Source organism: Amycolatopsis sp. A1MSW2902 (genome assembly GCF_017312175.1).
In the GTDB taxonomy this organism is placed as follows: Bacteria; Actinomycetota; Actinomycetes; order Mycobacteriales; family Pseudonocardiaceae; genus Amycolatopsis; species Amycolatopsis nivea.
Window position 1 is genome coordinate 8,860,541 of the sequence record NZ_QJPO01000001.1, and the last position, 24,645, is coordinate 8,885,185.

A 24,645-nucleotide genomic window follows, 5' to 3' on the forward strand; every position below is an offset into this window, starting at 1 on the left:
CAGTGACCCCCAGGCTGGTTGAGCGGGTCGCCCCTTCTTCCCCTTCCCTGCTCGCGCCTGGCGGCGCTTCGCCGGGAAGGGGCGTCGTATTACCCGGGGGGCCGAGCCCCCCGGACCCCCACGGTGCGTTCGGCGGCGGTTGGGTGGGGGGTTGGGTGGAACATAAAGGCGTTGGGGCATAACGGAAGCGGCGAGGGCCTTTGGCCCTCGCCGCTTTGTGGTGGCTGGTTACGCCAGGGCGGTTTCCACGGGGGTGTGGGGGAGGCCGTGGGCGGTGGCTACTGGGGCGTTCGTCAGGGCGCCGGCGTTGGTGTTGAGGCCCAGGGCCAGGGCCGGGTCGGCGGAGAGGGCGGCTTTCCAGCCCTTGTCTGCCAGTTGCACGGCGTAGGGCAGGGTGACGTTGGTCAGGCCGTAGGTGCTCGTGCGCGGGACCGCGCCTGGCATGTTCGCCACGCAGTAGAAGACCGAGTTGTGGACCGTGTAGGTCGGGTCGTCGTGCGTGGTCGGGCGCGAGTCGGCGAAGCAGCCGCCCTGGTCGATGGCGATGTCCACCAGAACGCTGCCCGGCTTCATGCGGGAGACCAGGTCGTTGGAGACCAGCTTCGGGGCCTTCGCGCCCGGGACCAGGACCGCGCCGATGACCATGTCCGCTTCCAGGACCGACTCTTCCACCGACAGGCGGTTCGAGGTGACGGTGCGGATGCGGCCGCCGAAGTCGTTGTCGATCTGGCGGAGACGGTCGACGTTCGTGTCCAGGATCTCCACGTCGGAACCGAGGCCAAGGGCGACCCGAGCGGCGTTCAGACCCGCCACGCCGCCGCCGATGACGACCACGCGCGCCGGGTGCACGCCGGGGATGCCGCCGGGCAGGACGCCGCGGCCGCCGCTCGGCTTCATCAGGGCGTAGGCGCCGACCTGCGGGGCCAGCCGGCCCGCGACCTCGGACATCGGGGCCAGCAGCGGCAGCGCGCCGTTCGGCTTCTGCACCGTCTCGTAAGCGATCGCGGTGGTGCCCGCGGCCAGCAGCGCGTCGGTCAGCGGACGGTCCGCGGCGATGTGCAGGTAGGTGAACAGCACCAGATCCTTGCGCAGGCGCGGGTACTCCTCGGCGATCGGCTCCTTGACCTTCAGCACGAGCTCGCCCTCGGCCCACGTCTCGTCCGCGGTGGCGAGCACCTTCGCGCCCGCGGCGACGTACTCCTCGTCCGTGATGGACGACCCGGTCCCGGCACCCGTCTCGACGAAGACGTCGTGCCCGCGACCGACCAGTTCGTGCACGCCTGCCGGGGTCAACGCGACCCGGTACTCGTGCTTCTTGATCTCACGGGGAACGGCGATGCGCACTGTCTTGCCTCCTGGCGGCGGTTCTGTCGAAGGTGTTGCCACTCACGGTGATCTACCCGGACGGCGGTGTCATCATCCCGCCGCCACAGTCTTGCGCCGGGCCAATAGTGCTCCCAGGACAACGCACTTGACCTCGACCGCACTCGAGGTAGTTGGCTGGCACCCGGCGGAGACCTCGAGGAAGGGCTTACATGCGAGCGGTGTGGCTGCGGGAGTTCGGCGGGCCGGCGGTGCTGCAGGCGGGGGAGGCCCCCGATCCGGCTCCCGGGCCGGGACAGGTGCTGATCGAGGTGGCGTTCGCCAACGTCACCTTCGTGGAAACGCAGTTCCGGGCGACGGGGACGGGGCCGTTCGGCAGCACGCTTCCGATGGTGCCCGGCAACGGCGTCGGGGGTGTGATCAGCCGGGCCGGGGAGGGCGTCGACCCGGCTCTGGTCGGAAAACGCGTGGTGACGTCGACCGGCGGCAGCGGCGGTTACGCGCAGCGCGTGGTCGTGGACGCGGCGTTGGTGTTCCCAGTGCCGCACGCGCTGAGCCTCGACGCGGCCGTCGCGCTGCTGGCCGACGGCCGCACGGCGACCGGACTGGTGCACGCGACCGCGGTGGCACCGGGGGAACGGGTGCTCGTCGAGGCTGCCGCCGGAGGGGTCGGCAGTCTCTTGGTGCAGCTGGCGAAGGCCGCGGGCGCGGAGGTCGTGGCGGCGGCGCGCGGGGCGGAAAAGCTTGCCCGCGCCCGGGAATTGGGCGCGGACCTTGCGGTCGACTACACCGATCCGCAGTGGACCGCGGCGGCCGGGGAGGTGGACGTGGTGTTCGACGGCGTGGGAGGCGCGGTCGGCACCGCGGCGTTCGGACTGGTGCGGCCCGGCGGGCGGATGGCGATCTACGGTCTGGCAAGCGGTTCCTGGACCGAAGTGTCCGAAGAGGACGCTGCCGCGCGCGGCGTGAAACTGATCCGGTCGATCGGCGACGCGGCGGAGATGCGCGGCTACACCGAATCGGCACTGGCGGCCGCCGCGTCCGGACAGCTCACGCCGGTGATCGGGCAGCGGTTCCCGCTGGAGCGGGCGGCTGACGCGCACGCGGCGATCGAATCTCGGGGCACGATCGGGAAGACGCTGCTGGTCGCGTGACCGGTTTCGACGTCGACAGTTTCCTCGCGCAGCCGCTGACCGCACGGGTCGCCACCGCTGGTCCGACCGTCCGGCCCACCTGGTATCTCTGGGAGGACAGGGCGTTCTGGATCCTCAGCGGCCCGTGGTCGCGGCTGCCCGCTCGGGTGCGCGAGGAGCCGCGGATCGCGGTGACGGTGGACGTCTGCGACCTCGCGACCGGCTTGGTGCGTCAGGTGATCGCGAGCGGGTCAGCCGCCCTCGAACCGTTCGACGTGCCGCGCGGACGCCGGAAACTGGTGCGCTACCTGGGCCCGGACGAGTCCGCGTGGGATCCGCGGTTCCGCGCGTACCTGCTGGACGATCCGGCGGAACGCGGCACGGTGTGGGTCCGGATGGAGCCGGAATCGTTGCGCGCCAACGACCTCAGCTACCAGGTCAGCTCCAGCGGAGTGCGATCAGCTGGGTAAGCAGCGCGAGCCGTACGTCAGGATCATCAAGATTCAACGGAACAAGCTCCAGCAGCCGCTTCATCCGGTACCGCAACGTATTCGGGTGAATGCGCAACCGTTCCGCAGCAGCGCGGGGGTCGCCGGGGTGTCGGAGCCATTCGTAAAGAGTGTCGACGTACCCGGCATTACTCGCGTCGTCGTGTGCGCGCAGCACGCCGAGCGGGCCGAGTTCCGACACCTGCGCCGCCGCTGCTCCGGCGGCGGCGCGGTGCAGAACCAGGGCGGTCCACGCCTCGTCGTAAGCCACGACGCGGCCCTCGACCAGCCCGGCTCGCAGCAGACCCAGCGCCTCGTCCGCCTGGGCGCGCGACGCGGCCAGCGCGGTCGGATCGCCGGGTGCGCCCGCAGCCGCGCGCGGTAGGCCGCCTCGGCGGGACGCGGGTTGGGCGAGCAGCGCCTCCCGCAGTTCCGGCCAGCCGCCCTCGCCGGGGCGGTCTGGAACCACGACGTACAGCAACCCACCGAGTTCAGCCGCGACCGGACGGCGTCCGAAACCCTGCGAGATCCGTTCCAGCAATGCCAGCAACAGTCCTTCGGCGTCCCGGCTGTCGCCACCGCTGACGTCCACGACGACGACCCGGTGCGGCTCGTCGGACAGGTCCAGTTCGGCGACCACTCGACGCGGCGGGACCTGTCCTTCCAAGACCGCGCGCAGCAATTCGGCGGAAGCGCGGCGTTGGGCGTCCGTATGCGCGCGTCGCCGCAGCAGGTGCAGCGCGACCACCGGGGCCGCGTCCGCGAAAGCCGCCGCGCGTTCCTCGGAAACCGGGCCGGGGACGACCGCCCACATCGAGCCCAGCAGTTCGCCGCCCATCCGGATCGGCACGATCAGCCGCGGCAGGGTGCCGTCGCGCTGGGCCGGGACGAAGATCGTCTGCCTGCCGCGGGAAAGCTCGCGGAACACGCCGCGCGAGCGGAACCGGGCCAGTACGTCGTCCGGGATGCGGCGGCCCATGATCGTCGCGACGCGCGCCGGGTCGGTGAGGTCCTGCCGCGCGGAGTACGCGAGGACGCGCGAGTTGGTGTCCTCGATCGTCACCGACGCGTCGACCACCGCGGCCACCGCGTCGGCGAGCCGGAAGAGGTCGCCGGAACCGGGGTCACCGCCTTCTTCGAGCGCTTCGGATTCGTCGGCGAGCGCGTCCAGCACCGTGCGCAACAGCCAGACCAGCTGAGCCCAGGACGTCGCCGCGTGCACCTGGATCAACGCGATCCCGGCCGACTTCGCCGCGCGCCGCACCGACTGTTTTGCCGCCAGAGGCGGTTTCAGCAGCACCGCTGCCGCACCCCGTCCGGCGCTCACCCGGACGAGTGCCGCGGCGTCCGCCTGCTCGATCGTGGCGACGCCCAGCACCAGGTCGCCGGCGGCGATGGCGGACTCCGCGCCCGGTTCGGCGATCACCACGTCGCCGACCGCCGGACAGCCTTCGGGCACGAGAAGCGCGTGGAGCAGCGTGGGACCGACCCGGTCCACGACGCTGCGCACCGAAACCACAGCTACCTCCAGCGCTCCTGACGTTCTTGCTGGAACGGTAGAAGACTGCACCGGTTTCGCCACCCGCGGCACTAGTTAGCGCGAAACACCTTCGGCCACGGCTTGAAGTACGACACCAGTGTCGCGCCCAGCAGCAACGTCAGCCCGACGCTCATCGCCCCGGTGCCCGACACCGCGCTCGCCCCGACGATCTCCCCGCGCGAAGCCTGCTCGCCGTGCTCGACAAAAGACGGGACCACCAGCAGGTTGCCGCCGGCGAAGAGGGCCAGCGTCGCCACCAGTTTCCACAGCACCCAGTGGTAGCGCACCAGCTTCCACTTCGTGCCGAGGCCGAGCACCACACCGGTGGCCAGTGCGAGCAGGCTGGCCGGGAAGTAGAGCGCGCCGGCGAGGATCCCGGCGATGACGTTGGCGCTGCGCGTGGTCACCGGATCGAAGCCGGCGATCGCGAGAACGCTGCAGATCAGCACCGCGAGCTCGGCTCCGATCCAGCCGACCGACGTGACGACGTGGCCGAACAGGAACCACTTCCGGGTCGACGGCCGCATTCTCCAGTCCATGCTCCTGAGCGTGCGCGTTACCGCATCGTCGCGTCGTCCGTCAGCGCTCGGCACTTGTTCCTACGTCCGGGTGCGTAGGACTCTCATCCCGTGAGAGCTGTTGGGCGTTTCGTCCGGCCTGGTTAGCGTCGCGCCAGCCGACCCGATCCCGACCGCTAGGAGCGAGCAGATGCCGGAAGACACCACGAGCTGGTCCTTCGAGACCAAGCAGATCCACGCGGGGGCGGCGCCCGATCCGGCCACCGGAGCCCGCGCGACGCCGATCTACCAGACCACGTCGTACGTCTTCCGCGACACGCAGCACGGGGCGGATCTGTTCAGCCTCGCCGAGCCCGGCCACATCTACACGCGCATCAACAACCCGACCCAAGACGTCCTGGAGCAGCGCGTCGCCACCCTCGAAGGCGGCGTCGCCGGTCTCGCGTTCGCTTCCGGTTCGGCGGCGGTCACCGCGGCGATCCTGACCCTGGCCAACGCGGGCGACCACTTCGTCACCAGCCCGTCGCTGTACGGCGGCACCTACAACCTGTTCCACTACACGCTGCCGAAGCTCGGCATCGAGGTCACCTTCATCGACGACCAGGACGACGCCGAGCAGTGGCGGGCCGCGGTCCGGCCGAACACCAAGCTGTTCTTCGCCGAGACGCTGGCCAACCCGAGCAGCGCCGTCCTCGACATCCGCAAGGTCGCCGACGTCGCGCACGAGGCCGGGGTCCCGCTGGTCGTGGACAACACCGTGCCGACGCCGTACCTGGTCCGCCCGATCGAGCACGGCGCCGACATCGTCGTGCACTCGGCGACGAAGTACCTCGGCGGCCACGGCACGACCGTCGCCGGCGTGCTGGTCGACGGCGGCACGTTCGACTTCGGCAAGGATCCGTCCCGCTTCCCCGGCTTCAACGAGCCCGACCCGAGCTACCACGGCCTCAAGTACTGGGAGGCGCTCGGCCCGGGCGCGTTCGCGGCCAAGGCGCGCGTGCAGATCCTGCGCGACACCGGCGCGGCGATCGCCCCGCTGAACAGCTTCCTCATCCTGCAGGGCATCGAGACGCTGTCGCTGCGCGTCGAGCGGCATTCCGCGAACGCGCAGGCACTCGCCGAATGGCTGGAAGAACGCGACGAGGTCGAGAAGGTCTACTACGCCGGGCTGCCGTCGAGCCCGTACCACGCGGCGGCGCAGAAGTACCTGCCGCGCGGCGTCGGCGCGGTGCTGTCGTTCGAGCTGCGCGGCGGGGTCGAGGCGGGCCGGAAGTTCGTCGACGGCACCGAACTGCACAGCCAGCTGGTGAACCTCGGCGACGTGCGCAGCCTGATCGTGCACCCGGCTTCGACCACGCACAGCCAGCTCGGCCCCGAGGAGCAGGTCGCTGCGGGCGTCACGCCGGGTCTCGTGCGGCTCGCCGTCGGGCTGGAAGGAATCGAGGACCTGAAGGCCGATCTCGAGGCTGGCTTCCGGGCCGCCAAGGCGGCGCTGTGACGGATCCCGGCGCGAGTCTTCCGCCCGTCACCGGCGCGTGGCGGGCGGGCGACCCACCCGGCAGGCGGCAGTGGTTCACCGGTCCCGGCGCGCTCGCGCTGGAGGCCGGTGCGACCCTGCCCGGCTACACCCTCGCGTACGAAACGTGGGGAACGCTCAACTCCGACGCGTCCAACGCGGTCCTCGTCGAGCACGCTCTCACCGGCGACAGCCATGTCGCCGGGCCTGCCGAACCCGGACATCCGAGTCCCGGATGGTGGGACGGACTGATCGGTCCCGGCAAGGCTTTCGACACCGACGAACTGTTCGTCGTCGCGCCCAACGTGCTCGGCGGCTGCCAGGGGTCGACAGGTCCGTCCTCGCCCGCTCCGGACGGCAAGGCGTGGGGCAGCCGATTCCCGGTCTTGACCGTCCGGGACCAGGTCAAGGCCGAAGCGGAACTCTCGGACGCGCTCGGCATTGACCGCTGGGCCGCCGTCGCGGGCGGTTCGATGGGCGGGATGCGCGCACTCGAATGGGCCGTAAGTCAACCCGATCGGGTCGCCTCCGCGCTCGTTCTCGCCTCGACCGCTCGCGCGTCCGCCGAGCAAATCGCCTGGGCCGCCCCTCAGCTGCACGCGATCCGCGCCGACCGCGCGTGGCACGGCGGCGACTACTACACCGCGGCCGAAGGCCCGTACCGCGGACTGGGCGTGGCCCGGCGGATCGCGCACGTCACCTACCGCTGCGAACCCGAACTGGAGACACGTTTCGAAAACCGTCCGCAGCAGGGCGAGGATCCGCTGGCCGGCGGCCGGTTCGCGGTCGAGTCCTATCTGGACCACCACGCGGACAAGCTCGCCCACCGGTTCGATGCGGGCTCCTACGTGGTGCTCACCGAATCGATGAACACCCACGACGTCGGTCGGGACCGAGGCGGGGTGGCCGCTGCGCTGGGCCGGGTCACCGCGCGCACCGTGGTCGCGGCGGTGGACAGCGACCGGCTTTACCCGCCGTACCAGTCGCACGAGATCGCGGCGGGAGTCGGCAGCGAGGCCACGGTGCTGACCTCGCCGTACGGCCACGATTCGTTCCTGATCGAGACCGAGCAGATCGCCGCGCTGGTCAAGACTCTGCTGGGCTGAGGCGCGGTGAAGGCCGCCTCGAGCGAACTCGAGGCGGCCTTCACGCAGTCTTGCGAACCGTCAGCCGATCGCCGAGGTCAGCGGCGAGTAGTAGCTGCCCAGCGGCAGTCGGGTGGTACGACTCGTCCACCGGCCACGTCAAGCTGTGCAGGTAGTCGCTGGCCGCCGAGCAGATGTTGTGCCCGACGAACGCCGACCGGACGTCCACGAACTTCCCGCCCGCGGCGGAAACCCGCGACGACAGCACCGAGGCCAGCGTGTCCGCCCCGGAGTTGATCGCCGACCGCTTCGTGTCGCTCAGCCCGACGTTGCACGAACCCGGCACGGTGTAGAAGCGCGGATACGAGAGCACGACCAGCTTCGCCCCAGGGGCCTTGCTCTTGGCCGCCGAGTACACCTTGTCCAGCAGCCCGGGAAGGGTGTTCTGGACGTAGGTCTTGGCGGTGTTGACCCGGTCCACGCAGGTCTGGTCGCTGCCGAGCGTGCACGTCTTGATCACGTCGGTGAACCCGGCGTCGTTGCCGCCCACGGTGAGCGTGATCAAGGTGGCGTTGGACGGCATCGAGCTGATCTGGTTCAGCACGTCGCCGGTCTTCGCGCCCGAGCAGGCGAGGAAGGTGAAATTGGTGCCGGAGTGGGCGTTGGCCCACAACTGGCCGTACGCGTTGGCACTGCGTTTGCAGCTGCCGGAATCTCCGTAGCTCCCGGCGCCCACTCCGGAGGAGTAGGAGTCGCCGAGCGCGACGTAGTTTTGCGACGCAGCGCTCGCACCGGTGGCGAAGCCGAGCGAGGCAGCGAGAGCGACCCCCAGGGCCGCGCACATCCGAAGGATGCGTCGTGATGGTTGACGGGTGTTTGCAGCCATAGGTCACTCCTGTCGTGACAGCTTGACGCGGTAAAGCTTTACCAGGTGCAATCCCCACGAGACACCCCTGAAATCCGGGTGCGTCCACTTGGCTCAAGCAGGAAGTAGGACCGGAAGTTAGCGCTCGCTAACCACGGGACCTACTATGTGCGGATGCCGGCGAATTCCCTCCCACTGGTGAACGGCGCGAAGCCGAACAGACGGGAACAGATCCTCTCCGCCGCCGCCGAGCTGTTCGCCCACCACGGTTTCCACGGCGTCGGCATCGACGACATCGGCGCGGCCGTCGGCATCTCCGGTCCCGCGCTGTACCGGCATTTCCGCAGCAAGGACGCGATCCTCGGGGAAATGCTGAACTCGATCAGCCACTTCCTGCTCGAAGGCGGCACCGCGCGCGCCGCGGCGGGCGGCACGCCGGACGAGCTGCTGGCCGCGCTCGTGCGGTTCCACGTCGACTTCGCGCTCGACCATCCGGCGCTCATCACCGTGCAGGAGCGCAATCTCGCGAATCTCACCGACGGTGACCGGAAACAGGTGCGCGCGCTCCAGCGGCAGTACGTCGAGGTGTGGGTGCGGGCGATTCGCGAAGCTGTGCCCGGCCTCGGCGAACGCCAGGCGCGCTCGGCGGCACACGCCGTGTTCGGCTTGATCAACTCGACGCCCTACAACCGCCATCTCGGTGACGGGGCGCTCGCCGATCTGCTGTGCCGGCTCGCGCTGGGCGCCCTTTCCGCGGCGGGCTGAGCCCGCGATCCGGGGTATCCCGCCGACCGCCGGTCTGGTGTTTGATAGGCACGTGACCGCGGACCGGAGCGAAGGCGAGCAGCGGCTCGTCGAGAAGGCGCAGCGCGCGCTCGTCGCCATCAGCCTTGGCGAGGACACGGAGGCGCTGGAAGAGGTCACGCCCACGTCGCAGGAGCCGGGCGAACGCGACGAGGAAACCAAAGAGCTGATGCTGCTGCTCTTCGGCGAGTGCAGCGCCATGGTGTCGACCCTCGGCGACGGCGGCACCGCCCCGGTCAAGGTGCAGGTGTTCGACGAGGCGGGCGAAGAGGTTTCGATCGACCAGGCCGACCCGCCGGTCCGCACCGCCGTCCGCACGCTGCTGGCCGAGGTGCACGGCAACACCGCCGCCGCGCGCGAACAGGTCGAGATCGCGCTGGCGAGCGCCGCGCCGAACGAGGTGGACAGCCTCCTGCTGCAGGCACTGCGCTGGACGATCCGGCTGTCGGTCGAATGCCTCGAACGGGATCTGCCGGTGGCAGGCTGGATCTCGGACGCCGTCGCGGGCTGACTGTCTCGTCTCGCCCGTCCGTGTCCGCTGCAACGCCACAGTGGGTTTCCCGAGTGCGGCGTCGTTACGGCGCTGCGCAGGCTCAGGTCGACGGTGCCGCCTGGCCTGGGTCGCGGGTGTGCTGGCCGTGAGGGGAACCCTGAGGGAATCTGATTCCCTCAGGGTGGCCCTCACGGACCTCAAGACGCGGTCATGCCGGGACGAATCGGGCATTCCGGTGGCGGTGGTGTCTCTTGTGGACGGTCCGCGACTGAGGCCACGCGGCTTGTAATAAGTCCCTGGCAACTGAATCAAATGCCGTGAGGGTTCCCCTCGCGGCATCCACGCCAGCACAACCGCGCTCATCGACCGAGGGCGGCTTCGCGCACCGCGTTCGTGGAGGGTTTTGTTCCTTCGGCAGCGGGTGGGCGTGGTGGCGAGGTCCGTGAAGGGCTCCTTGAGGGAATCAGATTCCCTCAAGGAGCCCTTCACGGACCTCGGAGGGAGGAGTCGCCCAGCGCGCCGCAGCACCCTCGCAAGCACCGCTACCCCGAACCCGCCGCACACCGCGCTACCGAGAAAGCCTCAATGGGTACCCCACCTGCACCCAATGTCACACCGGGGTGCTGAGGGCTGGGCTGGACAGGGCGGTTAACGAGCACTAACATCTCCGGCGGAGTTAACGACCGCTAACGTCTCGACGGAGAGCCATGGACACGCCGGTACTGCGCAGTTCCGCGGATCCGAACAGCGACACCTTCACCCGCAGCGTCACTTCGCACGGAGAATTGGTCGAGGATCTGCACAAGCGGCTCGCCGCCGCTCGTCTCGGCGGGCCGGAGAAGTCGCGCGCCCGCCATGTGGAACGCGGCAAGCTGCTGCCCCGCGACCGGGTGGACGCGCTGCTGGACCCGGGATCCCCGTTCCTCGAGCTGTCCCCGCTCGCGGCCACCGGGCTGTACGACGACGAGGCCCCGTCGGCGGGCATCATCACCGGGATCGGGCGGGTGTCCGGCCGCGAATGCGTGATCGTCGCCAACGACGCCACGGTCAAGGGCGGCACGTACTACCCGATGACGGTGAAGAAGCACCTGCGGGCGCAGGAAGTCGCCCTGCACAACAACTTGCCGTGCATTTACCTGGTCGATTCGGGCGGCGCGTTCCTCCCGCGCCAGGACGAGGTCTTCCCGGACCGCGAGCACTTCGGCCGGATCTTCTACAACCAGGCCACCATGTCCGCGCGCGGCATCCCGCAGATCGCCGCCGTGCTCGGCTCGTGCACCGCCGGCGGCGCGTACGTCCCGGCGATGAGCGACGAAGCGGTCATCGTGCGCAACCAGGGCACCATTTTCCTCGGCGGCCCGCCGCTGGTGAAGGCCGCGACCGGCGAGGTCGTCACAGCCGAGGAACTGGGCGGCGGCGACGTGCACTCGCGGCAGTCCGGCGTCACCGACCACCTCGCGGACGACGACGCGCACGCGCTGCGCATCGTCCGCGACATCGTTTCCACGCTCGGCCCGCGCACGCCGCGGCCGTGGGACGTCAAGGCGATCGAGCCGCCCGCCGCGGACGAACGCGAACTGTACGGCGTGGTGCCGACCGATTCGCGCACCCCGTACGACGTGCGCGAGGTCATCGCCCGCGTCGTCGACGGCAGCCGGTTCGCGGAGTTCAAGAAGGAATACGGCTCGACGCTCGTCACCGGCTTCGCGCACATCCATGGCCACCCGGTCGGCATCATCGCGAACAACGGCGTGCTGTTCGCCGAGTCCGCGATGAAGGGCGCGCACTTCATCGAACTGTGCGACCGGCGCTCGATCCCGTTGGTGTTCCTGCAGAACATCACCGGCTTCATGGTCGGCCGCGCGTACGAGGCGGGCGGCATCGCCAAGCACGGCGCGAAAATGGTCACCGCGGTGGCGTGCGCGCGGGTGCCGAAGTTCACCGTGATCATCGGCGGCTCCTTCGGCGCGGGCAACTACTCCATGTGCGGCCGGGCGTATTCGCCGCGGTTCCTGTGGATGTGGCCGAACGCGCGGATTTCCGTGATGGGCGGCGAGCAGGCGGCCTCGGTGCTGTCGACGGTGCGCCGCGACGCCATCGAGGGCCGCGGCGGCGAATGGTCCACAGAGGACGAAGAAACCTTCAAGGACCCGATCCGCGAACAGTACGAGGAACAGGGCAGCCCGTACTACTCCACTGCGCGGCTGTGGGACGACGGCGTGATCGACCCGGCGGACACCCGCACGGTGCTCGGCCTCGCGCTTTCGGCCGCGGCCAACGCTCCCTTGCCCGAGGTCAACTACGGCGTCTTCCGGATGTGATGAGCGTGTTCGAGACTGTTCTGGTCGCCAACCGCGGAGAGATCGCGGTTCGCGTAATCCGGTCGCTGCGTGCGCTCGGGATCCGTTCGGTCGCGGTGTACAGCGACGCGGACGCCGACGCCCGGCACGTCCGCGAGGCCGACACCGCGGTGCGCCTCGGCCCGGCCGAAGCGGCGAAGAGCTACCTGTCGATCCCGGCGATCGTCGCCGCGGCAAAGGAAACCGGCGCGCAGGCGGTGCACCCGGGGTACGGCTTCCTCGCCGAGAACACCGCGTTCGCGCGGGCTTGCGCGGAGGCCGGGCTGGTGTTCATCGGCCCGCCGCCGGAAGCGATCGACAAGATGGGCGACAAGATCCGGGCGAAGGCCACGGTCTCCGCGGCCGGGGTTCCGGTCGTGCCCGGTGCGTCCGATATGGACATTCCGGAGGGCGGGTTCGCCGAAGCCGCCGCGAAAGTCGGCTATCCGCTGCTGCTGAAGCCGTCCGCGGGCGGCGGCGGCAAGGGCATGCGCCTGGTGCACCAAGAGTCCGAATTGGCCGCTGCGGTCGAGTCCGCGCGCCGGGAAGCGAAGAGCTCCTTCGGCGACGACACGCTCCTGATGGAGCGGTTCGTCACCACGCCGCGGCACATCGAGATCCAGGTGCTGGCCGACACCCACGGCACCGTGCTGCACCTCGGCGAACGCGAGTGCAGCCTGCAGCGGCGGCACCAGAAGATCATCGAGGAAGCGCCGTCGGTGCTGCTGGACGAGGCCACCCGGGCGAAAATGGGTGCGGCGGCCGCGGAAGCCGCGCGGTCGGTCGGCTACGTCGGCGCGGGCACGGTCGAGTTCATCATGTCCGCGCACAATCCGGACGAGTTCTTCTTCATGGAGATGAACACCCGGCTGCAGGTCGAGCACCCGGTCACGGAAATGGTGACCGGCCTCGACCTGGTGTCCTGGCAGGTGCGGGTGGCGGCAGGGGAGCCACTCGGGCTGACGCAGGACGACGTGCGCCTCGACGGGCACGCGGTCGAGGCCCGCGTTTACGCCGAGGATCCCGCGCGCGGGTTCATCCCGACCGGCGGCACGGTGCTGGCCGTGCACGAGCCCTCCGGCGACGGCGTGCGGGTGGACTCGTGGATGTCGGTCGGCGCGGTGGTCGGGTCGAACTACGACCCGATGCTGGCGAAGATCATCGCGCACGGCCCGGATCGCGCGTCGGCGCTGCAGAAACTGGACCGCGCGCTCGCCGACACCGCGTTGCTCGGGCTCGGCACGAACATCGCGTTCCTGCGCGGCCTGCTCGCCGACGAGGACGTCCGCGCCGGACGGCTGGACACCGAACTGGTGGACCGGCGGCTGTCCGAATTGGTCTCCTCGGAAGTCCCGGCAGGCCTTTTCGTCGCCGCGGCCATGGACCGGCTGATCTCGCTGCAGCCGACCGGTGCGGTCGTGGACCCGTGGGACATCCCGAGCGGCTGGCGGCTCAGCGGTCCCGGCGGGATCACCTTCCGCTTGCGTACCGGGGAAAACCAGGCCGTGGTGCGGGTCGAGGGCACGCCGTCGGACGCTTCGGTGCGGGTGGACGACGCCGAGCCGGTGCGCGTTTCCGCCCGTCGCGAGGGCGATCTGCTCGAGGTGCGCCGGGCGAACGGAGTGGAGCGGTACCGCTGTGCGGACGGTCCACAACGGACAGTGTGGCTGGCGAGGGAAGGCCGGTCGTTCGCGTTCGCCGACCAGGAATTCACGTTGTCCTCGCGCGGCGAGGCGGCGGGCGCCGGTCCGGTGAAGAGCCCGATGCCAGGAACGGTGCTCGTGGTGAAGGCCGCCGAGGGCGACGCGGTGAGCGCGGGGACGCCGCTGCTGGTCGTCGAGGCGATGAAGATGGAGCACACCGTGACCGCGCCGATCGACGGTGTGGTGACTGAGCTTTCGGTGCGGGTCGGCCAGCAGGTCGCGCTCGACGAGACGCTGGCCGTGGTGAGCGCGGCGGAGGAGAAGCAGTGATCGACTTCCGGCTGGACGACGAGTACGAGGCGCTTCGCAAGACGGTCGAGGACTTCGCGCAGGCGGAGGTCGCGCCGGTGATCGGGCCGCTGTACGAGAAGGAAGAATTCCCGTACGAGCTGGTCGCCAAGATGGGCGAGATGGGCCTGTTCGGCCTGCCGTTCCCGGAGGAATTCGGCGGCATGGGCGGGGATTACTTCGCGCTGTGCCTCGCGCTGGAGGAACTGGCGCGGGTCGACTCCTCGGTCGCGATCACGCTGGAGGCGGGGGTTTCGCTCGGCGCGATGCCCATCTACCGCTTCGGCACCCAGGAGCAGAAGGAAACCTGGCTGCCGATGCTGACCACGGCGGAGGCGCTCGGCGGGTTCGGCCTCACCGAACCCGGCGGCGGCTCGGACGCCGGGGCCACCCGCACGCGCGCCCGGCTCGACGGCGACGAGTGGGTCATCAATGGCAGCAAGGCGTTCATCACCAACTCCGGCACCGACATCACGAAACTGGTCACCGTCACCGCGGTCACCGACGTGATGGAGAACGGCCGCAAGGAGATCTCGGCGATCATCGTCCCGTCCGGCACGCCGGGCTTCTCGGTGGCCCCGAAGTACTCGAAGGTCGGCTGGAACTGCTCGGACACCCACGAACTGTCCTTTTCGGACGTCCGGGTGCCCGCGGAGAACCTGGTCGGCAAGCGCGGACGCGGCTACGCGCAGTTCCTGTCCATTTTGGACGAGGGGCGGGTGGCGATCGCCGCGCTGAGCGTCGGTCTCGCGCAGGGCTGCGTGGACGAATGCCTGAAGTACGCGAAGGACCGCGTCGCGTTCGGCCACCGGATCGGCGAGTACCAGGCGATCCAGTTCAAGATCGCGGACATGGAGGTCCGCGCGCACACCGCCCGGCTGGCGTACTACCAGGCGGCGTCGAAGATGCTGCGCGGCGAACCGTTCAAGAAGGAAGCGTCGATCGCGAAGCTGGTGGCGTCGAACGCGGCGATGGACAACGCCCGCGACGCGACGCAGATCTTCGGCGGATACGGCTTCATGAACGAATTCCCGGTCAGCCGCTTCTACCGCGACGCGAAGATCCTGGAGATCGGCGAGGGCACCAGCGAGGTCCAGAAGATGCTGATCGCGCGCCACCTCGGGGTCGGCGCCTGAGACCCAGCGCCGCCGGGGCGTCCGGGCGGAGTCCCGGCGGCGCTGCTTCACCTGTCCCTATGGTGGGGATATGGAGTTCACCATCCGGCCTGGGGCCGCCGGAGACGCAGACGTTTTGCTGGGGTTTTTCGACGACGCCGTCGCATGGCTGGTCGCGCGGGGCAGCGCGGGCCAATGGGGCACGCAGCCGTGGAGCACGAACCCGAAACGCGTCGAACGCGTACACGAGTTCGCAGCCGAGCCCGGGTTCCGGATGGCGGAGATCGACGGACAGCCCGCGGGCGCGTTGATCCTCGGGCAAGCCATGCCGTACACCCCGCAGGTCGACGAGCCCGAACTGTACGTGCGGCTGCTCATCACGTCTCGCCGTTTTCACCGGGCACCGGGTCGGCTCGCGGCTGCTGGAGCACGCGATGGACGAGGCGAAACGGCGCGGGATCGACCTCGTGCGCGTCGACTGCTGGGCGGGCGGCGACGGCGATCTGCCGCGCTACTACGAGAGCCAGGGCTTCAAGCCGACCGAGCAGTTCACTGTCGACGGCTGGCTCGGCCAGGTCCTTGAGCAACGGGTTGGGGGATAGCGGCCCGGGCTGATCCGGAGGACGATATTGGCACAGTGTCAATAGACTGAGGAGTCCGCCATGGCGAGGCAGTCGCTCTCCGGAAAGGTCGTTGTCGTCACGGGCGGCGCGCAGGGCATCGGGGCGGCCACCGCCGCCGCGCTGCACCGGCGCGGCGCCCGGCTGGTGCTCGGCGACCTCGATCGGATCCGCGCCGAGAAAACCGCCGGCGAGCTGGGCCCGGACGTGGTCGCGTCGCCGCTGGACGTCACCGACACGGCCGCCTTCACCGCGTTCCTGGACGACGTCGAACGCACCATCGGGCCGATCGACGTGCTGATCAACAACGCCGGCATCATGCCGCTTTCGCCGCTGGACGAGGAGGACGACGCGGCCACGCGGCGGCTGCTGGAGATCAACGTGCACGCGGTCGTGCACGGCACGCGCGAGGCGGTCAAGCGGATGAAGCCGCGCGGTCGCGGGCACATCGTGAACGTGGCGTCGATGGCCGGAAAGTCCGGATTCTCCGGAGCGGCCACGTACTGCGCTACGAAACACGCCGTGGTCGGGTTGTCCGAGTCGGTGCGGCTGGAGCTGCGCGGCACCGGTGTCGAGGTGTCGTGCGTGATGCCCGCGGTGGTGCGTACCGAACTCGCGTCCGGGCTGGGCGAGGCGCGGTTCATCAAGTCAGTGGGGCCCGAGGACGTCGCGGCGGCGATCGTCGACGCGCTGGAGCGGCCGAAGTTCGACGTCTTCGTCCCGAAATCGCTCGATCTGACCGGCCGGATCACCCGGCTGTTCCCGCGCGCGTTCGGCGAATGGCTGGTGCGCGCCCTCGGCGGTGACCAACTGCTCGCGTCGGCCGCGCATTCGCCCGAGCGCGCCGAGTACGAGGGCAGGGCCGCCCGGAGCGCGCCGTCGGCCGTCCCGCCTGGTGGGAGCAGCTGAGGCGGACGTGCGCTTGCCGGGTGCTTGCGGGAGTGGCGTGTTGATGCCGTGCCCGCGCGCACGGCAAGATGCCCGGCAGACGACGAGTTCCAGGAGGCGCAGCATGGTTTCCCCACCGGCCCGGTTGGCTGCCGCGGCGGCCAATGTCGTGGGCAAGGTTTTCCAGGGTGGGGTCGCCGATCTGCGGCCGATGCCGAGGGTGCTGATCGACCAGGGGCCCAACCGGTCGGTGTACCGGATGACGCACGGCGCGGCCACGACCTCGGGCCCGCCGGTACTGCTGGTGCCGCCGCTGGCCGCGCCCGCGCTGTGCTTCGACCTGCGCCGCGGCTGCAGCCTCATCGAGCACCTGGTCGAGGGCGGACGCCCGACCTACCTGGTCGACTACGGCATGGTCGCGTTCTCCGACCGCAGGCTCGGCATCGAGCACTGGATCGACGAGGTGCTGCCGAGGGCGATCCGGAAGGTCAGCGAGGACGCCGGCGGACAGGGCGTGCACCTGGTGTCGTGGTCGCTCGGCGGGATCTTCTCGATGCTGGTCAGCGCGGACCAGCCGGGCCTGCCGATCGAATCGATCACCGCGGTCGGCTCGCCGGTCGATTTCACCGCGATCCCGATCGTCGCGCCGTTCCGCCCGCTCGTGGACCTCACCGGCGGGCACCTGCTCACCCCGGTGTACCGGGTGTTCGGCGGCGCACCGTCCTATTTGGTCACCCGGGTCTTCCGCGCCACCGGGATCTCCAAGGAGATCACGAAACCGCTGGCGATCCTGAAGAACCTCGACGACCGCGACTACCTCGCGCAGATCGAGGCCGTGGACCACTTCATGGACAACATGTACGCCTATCCCGGGCGCACGTTCGGCCAGCTGTACCACCGCCTGTTCCGTACCAACGACCTCGCCGAGGGCACCGTCGACCTGAACGGGCGCAAGATCAGCCTGTCCGACGTGAAGACGCCGATGCTGGTGGTGGCGGGCGAAAACGACACCATCGCGCCGCGGGCGTCGGTGGAACGCGTGGTGCAGCTGCTGGAGAACGCACCGGAGGTCCGGTTCCGCACCGCGCCCGGCGGGCACCTCGGCGTGCTCACCGGACGCCGCGCCCGGGGCACGACCTGGCGGTACCTGGACGAGTTCCTGGACGACCGGGTCAGCTAGCCGAGGGCTGCGCCGGGAAGAACCACGTCCGCACGTCGCGGGTGAGCAGCGCCCGCAGCGCGAGCCCGGAGAAAATCAGCGGCAGCAGCCCGGGCAAGCCCTTGCTGAGCAGCGTGACGACGCTGTTCAGCACCAGGAGGCTTTCGATGACCGCGGCGGTCACGTAAGCCCATTGCTGGCGCTTGGGCAATACGACCGCGCACACCGCGAGCGCGATGGCGGTCGCGTAGGTGATCGCGATGTAGAGCTGGGTGAGGCTGATCAGCTCGACCAGCGAAACCCCGGCCATCCCGGCCAGCAGCAGCGGGCCGATCGCGCTCAGCGCGACCTGGATCCACATGAAGATGCGGGCCTGTTTGAGGTCGGCCGGCGCCACCGGAGCGGTCATGCCGGGGAGATTAGGGCATTTTCGCGGCTTTCCAGGTGAATTGCGGGCGGCGGAGATCAATCCGATATCCGTGCGAAGTCGGTGAAAAACCGGCGGTACCGTGAAGCGGTGATCGCTGCATACGTGACGTCGCTCGGCGACAGTTCCCAGATCAAGGTCGGGCAGCTCCCGGACCCCGAGCCGGGGCCGCGCGAGGTGCTGGTGAAAGTCTCCGCGGTGACGGTGAACCACGTCGACACCTTCATCCGCTCCGGCGCTTATCCCACGGCTCTTTCGTATCCGTTCGTCATCGGCCGGGATCTGGTGGGCACTGTTGTCTCGTCGCCAGTAGACCGCTTCGCTCCCGGCGACCGAGTGTGGTGCAACAGCCTCGGCCACGACGGTCGGCAAGGGTCCTTCGCCGAGTACTGCGCGGTGCCCGAGGAACGGCTTTATCGCTTGCCGGACGGGGTTTCCGACGACGCCGTCGCGGTCCTGCACACCGCCGCCACCGCGTATCTGGGCCTCTTCGAACACGCCGGCGCCGGGTACGGCGAGACGATCGCGGTCCTCGGCGCGGCGGGCGGCGTCGGCAGCGCGGTCGTCCAACTCGCTTCGACCGCCGGCCTGCGCGTCGTCGCGACCGCCCGCGCCGAGGACGCGGAATGGTGCCGGGAATGCGGTGCCGAAGAGGTTTTCGACTATTCCGATCCTGACCTCTACCGCAAACTCCCCGTGGTGGATCTGCTGTGGGACAACGCCGGAAAACACGACCTGGTCTCGGCGGTGCCACTCCTGTCCCGCGGCGGCCGCATCGTGGCGATGGCCGGAATGGAATCGAAACCGACGCTGCCGATCGGCGAGCTGTACACCCGCGACGCCAGCATCCGCGGTTTCGCCATCAGCAACGCCGGTGTCACCGCGCTGGGTTCCGCTGCCCGCGTCATCAACCGGGGCCTGTCCACCGGAATCCTCCGGCCCCGGATCGGCACTCGCCTGCCCCTGGCCTCGGCCGCGGAAGCACACCGGTTGCAGGAGTCAGGCGAGGCACGAGGCCGGATCGTGCTGGAGGTCTAATCCCGCGACGTCACACGGTGAGGACGACCTTGCCCCGCAGATGACCGCCTTCGAGCAGCCGATGCGCGTCGGCGATGCGCTCGAACGGGAACGTCTCCTGCACGTGGACCCGCAGCTTGCCCTGCTCGACGAGCGCGACCAGTTCCCGCAGTGCGATCGGATCCGGCTCGACCGCGATGCCGCTGAACCGCATCCCGGCCGCCTCGAACTTCGCGATGAGCGCGGTGTCCTCCTCCGCGACCGCCGTCACCAGGTGCCCGCCTGGCCGGAGCACCCCCAGCGAACGCTCAGCCGCGTCGCCGCCAAGCGTGTCGAGCACAACGTCGATTTCTTTGGCAGCTTCGGAGAAATCGACCTTCGTGTAGTCGATGACTTCGTCGACCCCGAGCCCCTCGACGAACTCCCGCTTGCTCTCGCTGGCAGTGGTAATCACGTGCGCGCCAAGGGCTTTGGCAAGCTGGATCGCGACATGCCCGACCCCGCCGCCACCGCCATGGATCAGAACCCGATCGCCCGCCGCCACGCCGCCGAGGTCGACCAGCCCTTGCCACGCCGTCAACCCGACGACCGGCAACGCCGCGGCCTCGACGTGCGAAAGCTCCTTCGGCTTCTTGACGAGATGCAAGGCCGGAGCAGCCACCATCTCGGCGTACGCGTTGGCCGCGCGGGGAAACAACGGCATCCCGAACACTTCGTCGCCAGGCCGGAACCGCCAGCTCAACGCCTCTTCGACCACGCCGCTGACGTCCCACCCGAGCACGAACGGCGGTTCGCCGAGCAACGGAAACTCGCCCTCGCGCAGCCGCGCCTCCAACGGATTGAGCCCGATCGCCTTGACGCGCACGAGGACTTCGGTCGGCAATGCCCGGGGCTCCGGCGCGTCCACGATCGTGAGAACTTCGGGACCGCCGAGCTCTTGCTGGGTGATGATTCGCATGACTCTCCTGGTTTCTGGAGGGGTACGAAAACCAGGCTAGGAATCCGATAGGTACCTGCGGGTACCTTGGACTCCATGAGCGGTACCCGCGGCATCTTCCTCGCCGATTGCCCAGCGCGCTTGGCCGTCGACTTGATCGCCGACAAGTGGACCGTGGTCGTGCTCGCGGGCCTCAGCGAGGGACCGGTCCGCCACGGCGACCTGGTCGAGCTGATCGGCGGCATCTCGAGGAAGGTGCTCACCCAGACGCTGCGTCGACTGGAAGCACACGGGCTCGTTCGCCGCCAGGCGTATGCGGAGGCACCGCCGCGGGTCGAGTACGAGTTGACACCGCTGGGAGCTACGTTGATCGAGCCGATCCATACGCTGACGGAGTGGGCTCGGGCTAATGGAGAAGCGGTTTTGGATGCGCTGGATTCGGCTCAACAGAACAGTTGAGTGACGGCGTCGACCCAGAAGACCGCTCGGCCCGCTCCCGGCGAGCGGGCCGAGCGGTCTCGATCACTTCAGCTCAGCCGACGTCTTCCCCAGCACTCGCCGAGCCACGATCAGCTGCTGGATCTGCTGCGTCCCCTCGAAAATATCCAGGATCTTCGCATCCCGGGACCACTTCTCCAGCAGCGATTCCTCCGTGTACCCATACGATCCGGCCAGCTCGACGCACTTCAGCGTCACATCGACCACGGTCCGCCCAGCCTTCGCCTTGGCCATCGAAGCCTGCAGCGAGTTCGGCTGACGGTTGTCTGCCATCCACGCCGATTCCAGCGTCAGCAGGTACGCGGCCTCGTAATCCGCCTCCAGTTGCAGGAAAGTCGCGGCCGCGGCGTGCTGGGTCAGGGCTGGGCGGTCGTAGTCGATGACCACGCCCGCTTCGGTGAGGATGCGGCGGGTTTCGTCCAGCGCGGCGCGGGCGACGCCGATTGCCATCGCGGCTACCAGCGGGCGGGTGTTGTCGAAGGTCTGCATGACCCCGGCGAAACCCTTGGCCGTGTCGATTTCCGGCGTGCCCAGGAGGTTTTCCTTCGGCACGCGGCAGTTCTCGAAGCGCAGCACGGCGGTGTCGGACGCGCGGATGCCCAGTTTGTGTTCCACGCGCACGACCTCGAAGCCGGGCGTGCCCTTCTCCACCACGAACGACTTGATCGCGGCGCGGCCCTTCGTGCGGTCGAGCGTCGCCCAGACCACGACGGCGTCGGCGCGCTGGCCGGACGTCACGAAGATCTTTTCGCCGTTCAGGATGTAGTCGTCGCCGTCCTCGGTGGCCGTCGTGGTGATGGCGGCCGAGTCCGAACCGCAGCCGGGTTCGGTGATCGCCATCGCGGCCCACAGGCCCTTGAACCGCTCGAGCTGCTCGTCGGTCGCCACCGAGCCGATCGCGGCGTTGCCGAGGCCCTGGCGCGGCATGGACAGCAGCAGGCCGACGTCGCCCCAGCACATTTCGATCGTGCCGAGCACCACGTTCAGGTTGGCGCCGTTGCGGTTTCCCTTGGGGCCGTCGTCCTTTTCGGACCGGCGCACGCCCGCCGCGCCCGCGCCGCCCTCGCCGGAGGAATTGAGTCCGTCCAGCAGCGCGGCGAACATGTCCAATTCGGACGGATAGGTGTGCTCGGCGCGGTCGTACTTGCGCGAGATCGGCCGGAACACCTCGGCCGCGGCCTGGTACGCCTGGTTGATCAGCGCGCCGGCCTTCTTCGGAGCTTCCAGGTTGATCATGAGTTGCCTTTCGGAGCAAGAAAAAGGATCAGAGGAGGACGGCGCCTTCCATCACGCCGATCGCCCGCAGGTCGCGGTACCAGCGCTCCACCGGATGCTCCTTCACGAACCCGTGCCCGCCGAGCAGCTGCACGCCGGCGTTGCCGATCTGCATGCCCTTGTCCGTCGCGAGCTTGCGGGCGAGCGCCGCTTCCCGCGCGTATTCCTTGCCCTGCTCGGCCCGGGCGGCCGCGCGCAGCGTGACCAGGCGCAGGCCCTCCAGCTCGATCGCGATGTCCGCCACCGAGAACGCGACCGCCTGCCGGTGGCTGATCGGTTCGCCGAACGCGGTGCGCTCGTTCACGTAAGGCACCACGTAGTCCAGCACGGCCTTGCCGACGCCGGCGGCGAGCGCCGCCCAGCCGAGCCGGGAAAGCCGGACCACCTCGGTGAACACGTCCGCCTTGCCGCCGCCGAGCAGTGCGCCCGCGGGCAGCGAAACCTTCTCCAGGTGCAGCTTCCCGGTGGCGGCGCCGCGCAGGCCCATCGCGGGTTCGGACTCGATCGTCACGCCCGCGTTGGACGATTCCACCAGGAACAGCGCCGGTCCGCGGCCTTCCAGATCGGCCGAGACGATGAACAGTTCGGCCTCCGCCGCACGCGGGACGAGCGACTTCACGCCGTCGAGCTGGTAGCCCTTCGGGGTGCGCTTCGCCTTGGTGGCGGGCTTGAACGGGTCGAACAACGGCGTCCGCTCCAGCAGCGCGAGCGCCGCGGCGGGCACCTGCTCGCCGGTGAACGCGGGCACGTAATCGGCCTGCTGCTGCTCGTCGCCCCACGCGACCAGCGCGGTGCTCACCGCGGACGGAGCCAGCACGGCCACCGCCAGTCCGAGGTCGCCGTGCGCGAGCGCCTCCGCGACCAGCGCGTTCGTCACGACCGAACGCTCAGTGCCCGCGCCGCCCAGCTCTTCCGGAATCCCGACGAGGCTGACGCCCAGCTCGGCCGCGCGGCTCAGCAGGCCCTCCGGCGCGGCGAGCTTCTCGTCGGCGTCCGCGGCGGCCGGACGCAGCTGTTCGGCGGCGAACTCGCTGACCGTCTCGACGATGAGCTTCTGGTCCTCGTCCGGCGTCAGGTCGAACAGCCCGCGGTCGTCCGGCTTCGCCAGCCGCGCCGGTTTGCCCAGCCGCTGGACCGAGGTGAACGACCTGGTCGCCGCTCCCGCCGCGCGGAACCCGCTGCGGGTCCCCGTCTTGACCAGGTTCTGCACCGGCCCGCGCAGCCCGACCCGGTCGATCGCCTTGCTCCCGGCCAACCGGGTGAGCGCGGCCAGGCCGAGGCCCATCGCGTCTCGTTTCCTTGGCGCAGCCATGCAGCATCTCCCTCGCGTTACCTACTCACGAGTAGGTTAGCGCGGCGATGCGGAATCCGCCAGTGCGGCCCGGCTCACCCGACGACCGGCCGCCGGGCCAGCGACGTGCGTTCGAAGGCGATGAGCAGCAGGACCGAGGCCGTGACGATCAGCAGCAGCAAGGTCGCGGGCACGTGTCCCAGCAGCGGGGTGAGGGCGAGCAGCAGCGCCGCGAGCACGAGCCGCTGCCGGTTCCAGCTGCCGAGGTTGCGCCGCCGCAGCGAGCTGAGCGCGACCAGATAAAGCGCGAGCCCGCCGGTCAGCGCCCACAGCGCGACGCCGTGCAGTGCGTCTGCCGGACTGTGGTCCAGGGTCAGGAACGTCTTCTTCAACCCGAGCGCGACGAGCACGATGCCGGCGATGAGCGGCAGGTGCAGGTAGGTGTAGGAGTCGGTGGCGATCTTGGTCCGCGCGAGGCCTTCGGCTTGGGCGAGCCTGCGTTCGGCGACGTTCGCGACCAGATCGAAGTACGTCCACCACATCCCGGCGGCGAGCGCGATCCCGCAGATCGCCGACCCGGCGACGAGCCCGGTGATCGGCACATGCCCGATCCCGATGCCGATCGCCACGACCGATTCGCCCAGTGCGATGATCACGATCAGCCCGAACCGCTCGGCGAAGTGCGCGGGCGAGTGCAGCCGCCAGCCCGCGGGACCGGTCAGATAGACGTTGAGATAGTCCACCGCCAGCGCGACCACCCACAGCGCTGGCTGCCACGGCCCGCCCACGACATCGGCGACGGCCAGCAAAGCCAGGCTCGGGAGCAGTCCGCGCAGCATCTTCAGCAGCACCAGGCGCAGTTCGGCGTCGTGCCGCGCGGCCCCGACGTAGGCGACGATGTGCAGCAGCCGCACGACGCCGTAACAGGCGACGAACAGCAACGGCCCGTCGAGTCCGCCCGGTTGGTTGGTGAGCGCCTGCGGGACGGTGAGCGCGACGAGGAACATCACCGCCATCGCGCCGAACATCGCCAGCCGGGCGATGCCGTGGTCGACGTGGATGGTCGTGCCGAGCCACGCGTAGCTGCACCAGCACCACCACAGCACCATCAGCACCAGCAGTCCCTCGCCGACGCCGAGGAGGCTCAGGTGTCCGGCCATCAGTTCGGTCGTCTGCGTGATGGCGTAGACGAAGACCAGATCGAAGAAAAGCTCAAGGGTCGTGACGCGGTGGTCTTCGTCCGCGCGAACCAGATGCAGCAGTCTCGTGGGCACGGCCGATGCTGACACGGATGGGCGACCGATCGGGGCGGTTTCGCTGACA

21 protein-coding genes and 2 pseudogenes are annotated in these 24,645 nt (G+C 69.5%); 14 read left to right on the forward strand and 9 right to left on the reverse strand.

Annotated elements, in window-relative coordinates; translation table 11 throughout:
- Positions 1–228 precede the first annotated feature (228 nt).
- Positions 229–1,344 carry an alanine dehydrogenase gene (gene ald / locus DMP23_RS41495; RefSeq protein WP_337824211.1) on the reverse strand — a complete coding sequence of 372 codons (1,116 nt, stop codon included), beginning with the start codon at positions 1,342–1,344 and terminating at the stop codon, positions 229–231.
- Between the two features lie 191 nt (positions 1,345–1,535).
- Here ald and DMP23_RS41500 point away from each other — a divergent pair, with 191 nt between their 5' ends.
- A complete protein-coding gene (locus DMP23_RS41500) occupies positions 1,536–2,477 on the forward strand; it encodes a zinc-binding dehydrogenase (protein WP_337824212.1) in 942 nt (313 codons plus the stop codon).
- Positions 2,474–2,926 (forward strand): pyridoxamine 5'-phosphate oxidase family protein, encoded by a 453-nt coding sequence (locus tag DMP23_RS41505; protein ID WP_067576137.1) that lies wholly within the window; start codon positions 2,474–2,476, stop codon positions 2,924–2,926. The genes DMP23_RS41500 and DMP23_RS41505 overlap by 4 nt, the downstream gene beginning before the upstream one ends.
- Here the strand turns inward: DMP23_RS41505 and DMP23_RS41510 are convergent.
- Positions 2,895–4,463, reverse strand: coding sequence for a PucR family transcriptional regulator (locus tag DMP23_RS41510; protein ID WP_134668685.1), 1,569 nt, complete (start codon positions 4,461–4,463; stop codon positions 2,895–2,897). The genes DMP23_RS41505 and DMP23_RS41510 overlap by 32 nt on opposite strands.
- A gap of 71 nt (positions 4,464–4,534) precedes the next feature.
- Positions 4,535–5,023 carry a hypothetical protein gene (locus DMP23_RS41515; protein WP_238604365.1) on the reverse strand — a complete coding sequence of 163 codons (489 nt, stop codon included), beginning with the start codon at positions 5,021–5,023 and terminating at the stop codon, positions 4,535–4,537.
- Positions 5,024–5,192: 169 nt separating this feature from the next.
- Here DMP23_RS41515 and DMP23_RS41520 point away from each other — a divergent pair, with 169 nt between their 5' ends.
- Positions 5,193–6,500, forward strand: coding sequence for a bifunctional o-acetylhomoserine/o-acetylserine sulfhydrylase (locus tag DMP23_RS41520; protein WP_182890060.1), 1,308 nt, complete (start codon positions 5,193–5,195; stop codon positions 6,498–6,500).
- Positions 6,497–7,624: a homoserine O-acetyltransferase MetX gene (metX, locus tag DMP23_RS41525; RefSeq protein ID WP_337824213.1), complete on the forward strand. Its 1,128-nt coding sequence runs from the start codon at positions 6,497–6,499 to the stop codon at positions 7,622–7,624. The genes DMP23_RS41520 and metX overlap by 4 nt, the downstream gene beginning before the upstream one ends.
- Positions 7,625–7,684: 60 nt before the next feature.
- Here metX and DMP23_RS41530 read toward each other — a convergent pair.
- A pseudogene (locus DMP23_RS41530) lies at positions 7,685–8,447 on the reverse strand (SGNH/GDSL hydrolase family protein).
- 195 nt (positions 8,448–8,642) lie between these two features.
- Here DMP23_RS41530 and DMP23_RS41535 point away from each other — a divergent pair.
- The 8 genes and pseudogenes from DMP23_RS41535 to DMP23_RS41570 all read left to right on the forward strand — a co-directional run bounded on the left by DMP23_RS41535 (position 8,643) and on the right by DMP23_RS41570 (position 17,898).
- Complete coding sequence (locus tag DMP23_RS41535; RefSeq protein ID WP_037817267.1) at positions 8,643–9,233, forward strand: SACE_7040 family transcriptional regulator; 591 nt, start codon at positions 8,643–8,645, stop codon at positions 9,231–9,233.
- Positions 9,234–9,285: 52 nt separating this feature from the next.
- Positions 9,286–9,783: a hypothetical protein gene (locus tag DMP23_RS41540; RefSeq protein ID WP_106961326.1), complete on the forward strand. Its 498-nt coding sequence runs from the start codon at positions 9,286–9,288 to the stop codon at positions 9,781–9,783.
- Positions 9,784–10,472: 689 nt separating this feature from the next.
- On the forward strand, positions 10,473–12,086 hold the full coding sequence (locus DMP23_RS41545; RefSeq protein ID WP_037817151.1) for a carboxyl transferase domain-containing protein: 1,614 nt from the start codon (positions 10,473–10,475) through the stop codon (positions 12,084–12,086).
- Between the two features lie 5 nt (positions 12,087–12,091).
- Positions 12,092–14,077 carry an acetyl/propionyl/methylcrotonyl-CoA carboxylase subunit alpha gene (locus DMP23_RS41550; protein ID WP_337824214.1) on the forward strand — a complete coding sequence of 662 codons (1,986 nt, stop codon included), beginning with the start codon at positions 12,092–12,094 and terminating at the stop codon, positions 14,075–14,077.
- Positions 14,074–15,231 carry an acyl-CoA dehydrogenase family protein gene (locus DMP23_RS41555; protein ID WP_043832814.1) on the forward strand — a complete coding sequence of 386 codons (1,158 nt, stop codon included), beginning with the start codon at positions 14,074–14,076 and terminating at the stop codon, positions 15,229–15,231. The genes DMP23_RS41550 and DMP23_RS41555 overlap by 4 nt, the downstream gene beginning before the upstream one ends.
- Positions 15,232–15,301: 70 nt before the next feature.
- Positions 15,302–15,812, forward strand: a pseudogene (locus DMP23_RS41560) (GNAT family N-acetyltransferase).
- A 60-nt stretch (positions 15,813–15,872) separates the two neighbouring features.
- The gene (locus DMP23_RS41565) at positions 15,873–16,739 is read left to right on the forward strand and encodes an SDR family oxidoreductase (protein WP_037817142.1); all 867 of its coding nucleotides are present in this window, start codon (positions 15,873–15,875) and stop codon (positions 16,737–16,739) included.
- Positions 16,740–16,842: 103 nt separating this feature from the next.
- Entirely contained in the window at positions 16,843–17,898 is a 1,056-nt protein-coding gene (locus DMP23_RS41570) for an alpha/beta fold hydrolase (RefSeq protein WP_037817139.1), read from the forward strand.
- Here the strand turns inward: DMP23_RS41570 and DMP23_RS41575 are convergent.
- Entirely contained in the window at positions 17,891–18,286 is a 396-nt protein-coding gene (locus tag DMP23_RS41575; RefSeq protein WP_337824215.1) for a hypothetical protein, read from the reverse strand. The genes DMP23_RS41570 and DMP23_RS41575 overlap by 8 nt on opposite strands.
- Positions 18,287–18,394: 108 nt before the next feature.
- Between DMP23_RS41575 and DMP23_RS41580 the strand changes: the two genes are divergently transcribed.
- On the forward strand, positions 18,395–19,342 hold the full coding sequence (locus DMP23_RS41580; RefSeq protein WP_037817265.1) for an NADPH:quinone reductase: 948 nt from the start codon (positions 18,395–18,397) through the stop codon (positions 19,340–19,342).
- A 10-nt stretch (positions 19,343–19,352) separates the two neighbouring features.
- On the opposite strand, the gene DMP23_RS41585 is transcribed toward DMP23_RS41580, so the two are convergent.
- Positions 19,353–20,279 (reverse strand): NADP-dependent oxidoreductase, encoded by a 927-nt coding sequence (locus DMP23_RS41585; RefSeq protein WP_337824216.1) that lies wholly within the window; start codon positions 20,277–20,279, stop codon positions 19,353–19,355.
- 75 nt (positions 20,280–20,354) lie between these two features.
- Here DMP23_RS41585 and DMP23_RS41590 point away from each other — a divergent pair, with 75 nt between their 5' ends.
- Positions 20,355–20,717: a winged helix-turn-helix transcriptional regulator gene (locus tag DMP23_RS41590; protein WP_337824217.1), complete on the forward strand. Its 363-nt coding sequence runs from the start codon at positions 20,355–20,357 to the stop codon at positions 20,715–20,717.
- A gap of 63 nt (positions 20,718–20,780) precedes the next feature.
- Here the strand turns inward: DMP23_RS41590 and DMP23_RS41595 are convergent, their stop codons facing one another.
- The 3 genes from DMP23_RS41595 to DMP23_RS41605 all read right to left on the reverse strand — a co-directional run bounded on the left by DMP23_RS41595 (position 20,781) and on the right by DMP23_RS41605 (position 24,596).
- Positions 20,781–21,992 carry an acyl-CoA dehydrogenase family protein gene (locus DMP23_RS41595; RefSeq protein ID WP_337824218.1) on the reverse strand — a complete coding sequence of 404 codons (1,212 nt, stop codon included), beginning with the start codon at positions 21,990–21,992 and terminating at the stop codon, positions 20,781–20,783.
- A 28-nt stretch (positions 21,993–22,020) separates the two neighbouring features.
- A complete protein-coding gene (locus DMP23_RS41600; protein ID WP_037817128.1) occupies positions 22,021–23,316 on the reverse strand; it encodes an acyl-CoA dehydrogenase family protein in 1,296 nt (431 codons plus the stop codon).
- Positions 23,317–23,417: 101 nt separating this feature from the next.
- On the reverse strand, positions 23,418–24,596 hold the full coding sequence (locus DMP23_RS41605) for a low temperature requirement protein A (protein ID WP_238604373.1): 1,179 nt from the start codon (positions 24,594–24,596) through the stop codon (positions 23,418–23,420).
- Between the last annotated feature and the right edge of the window lie 49 nt (positions 24,597–24,645).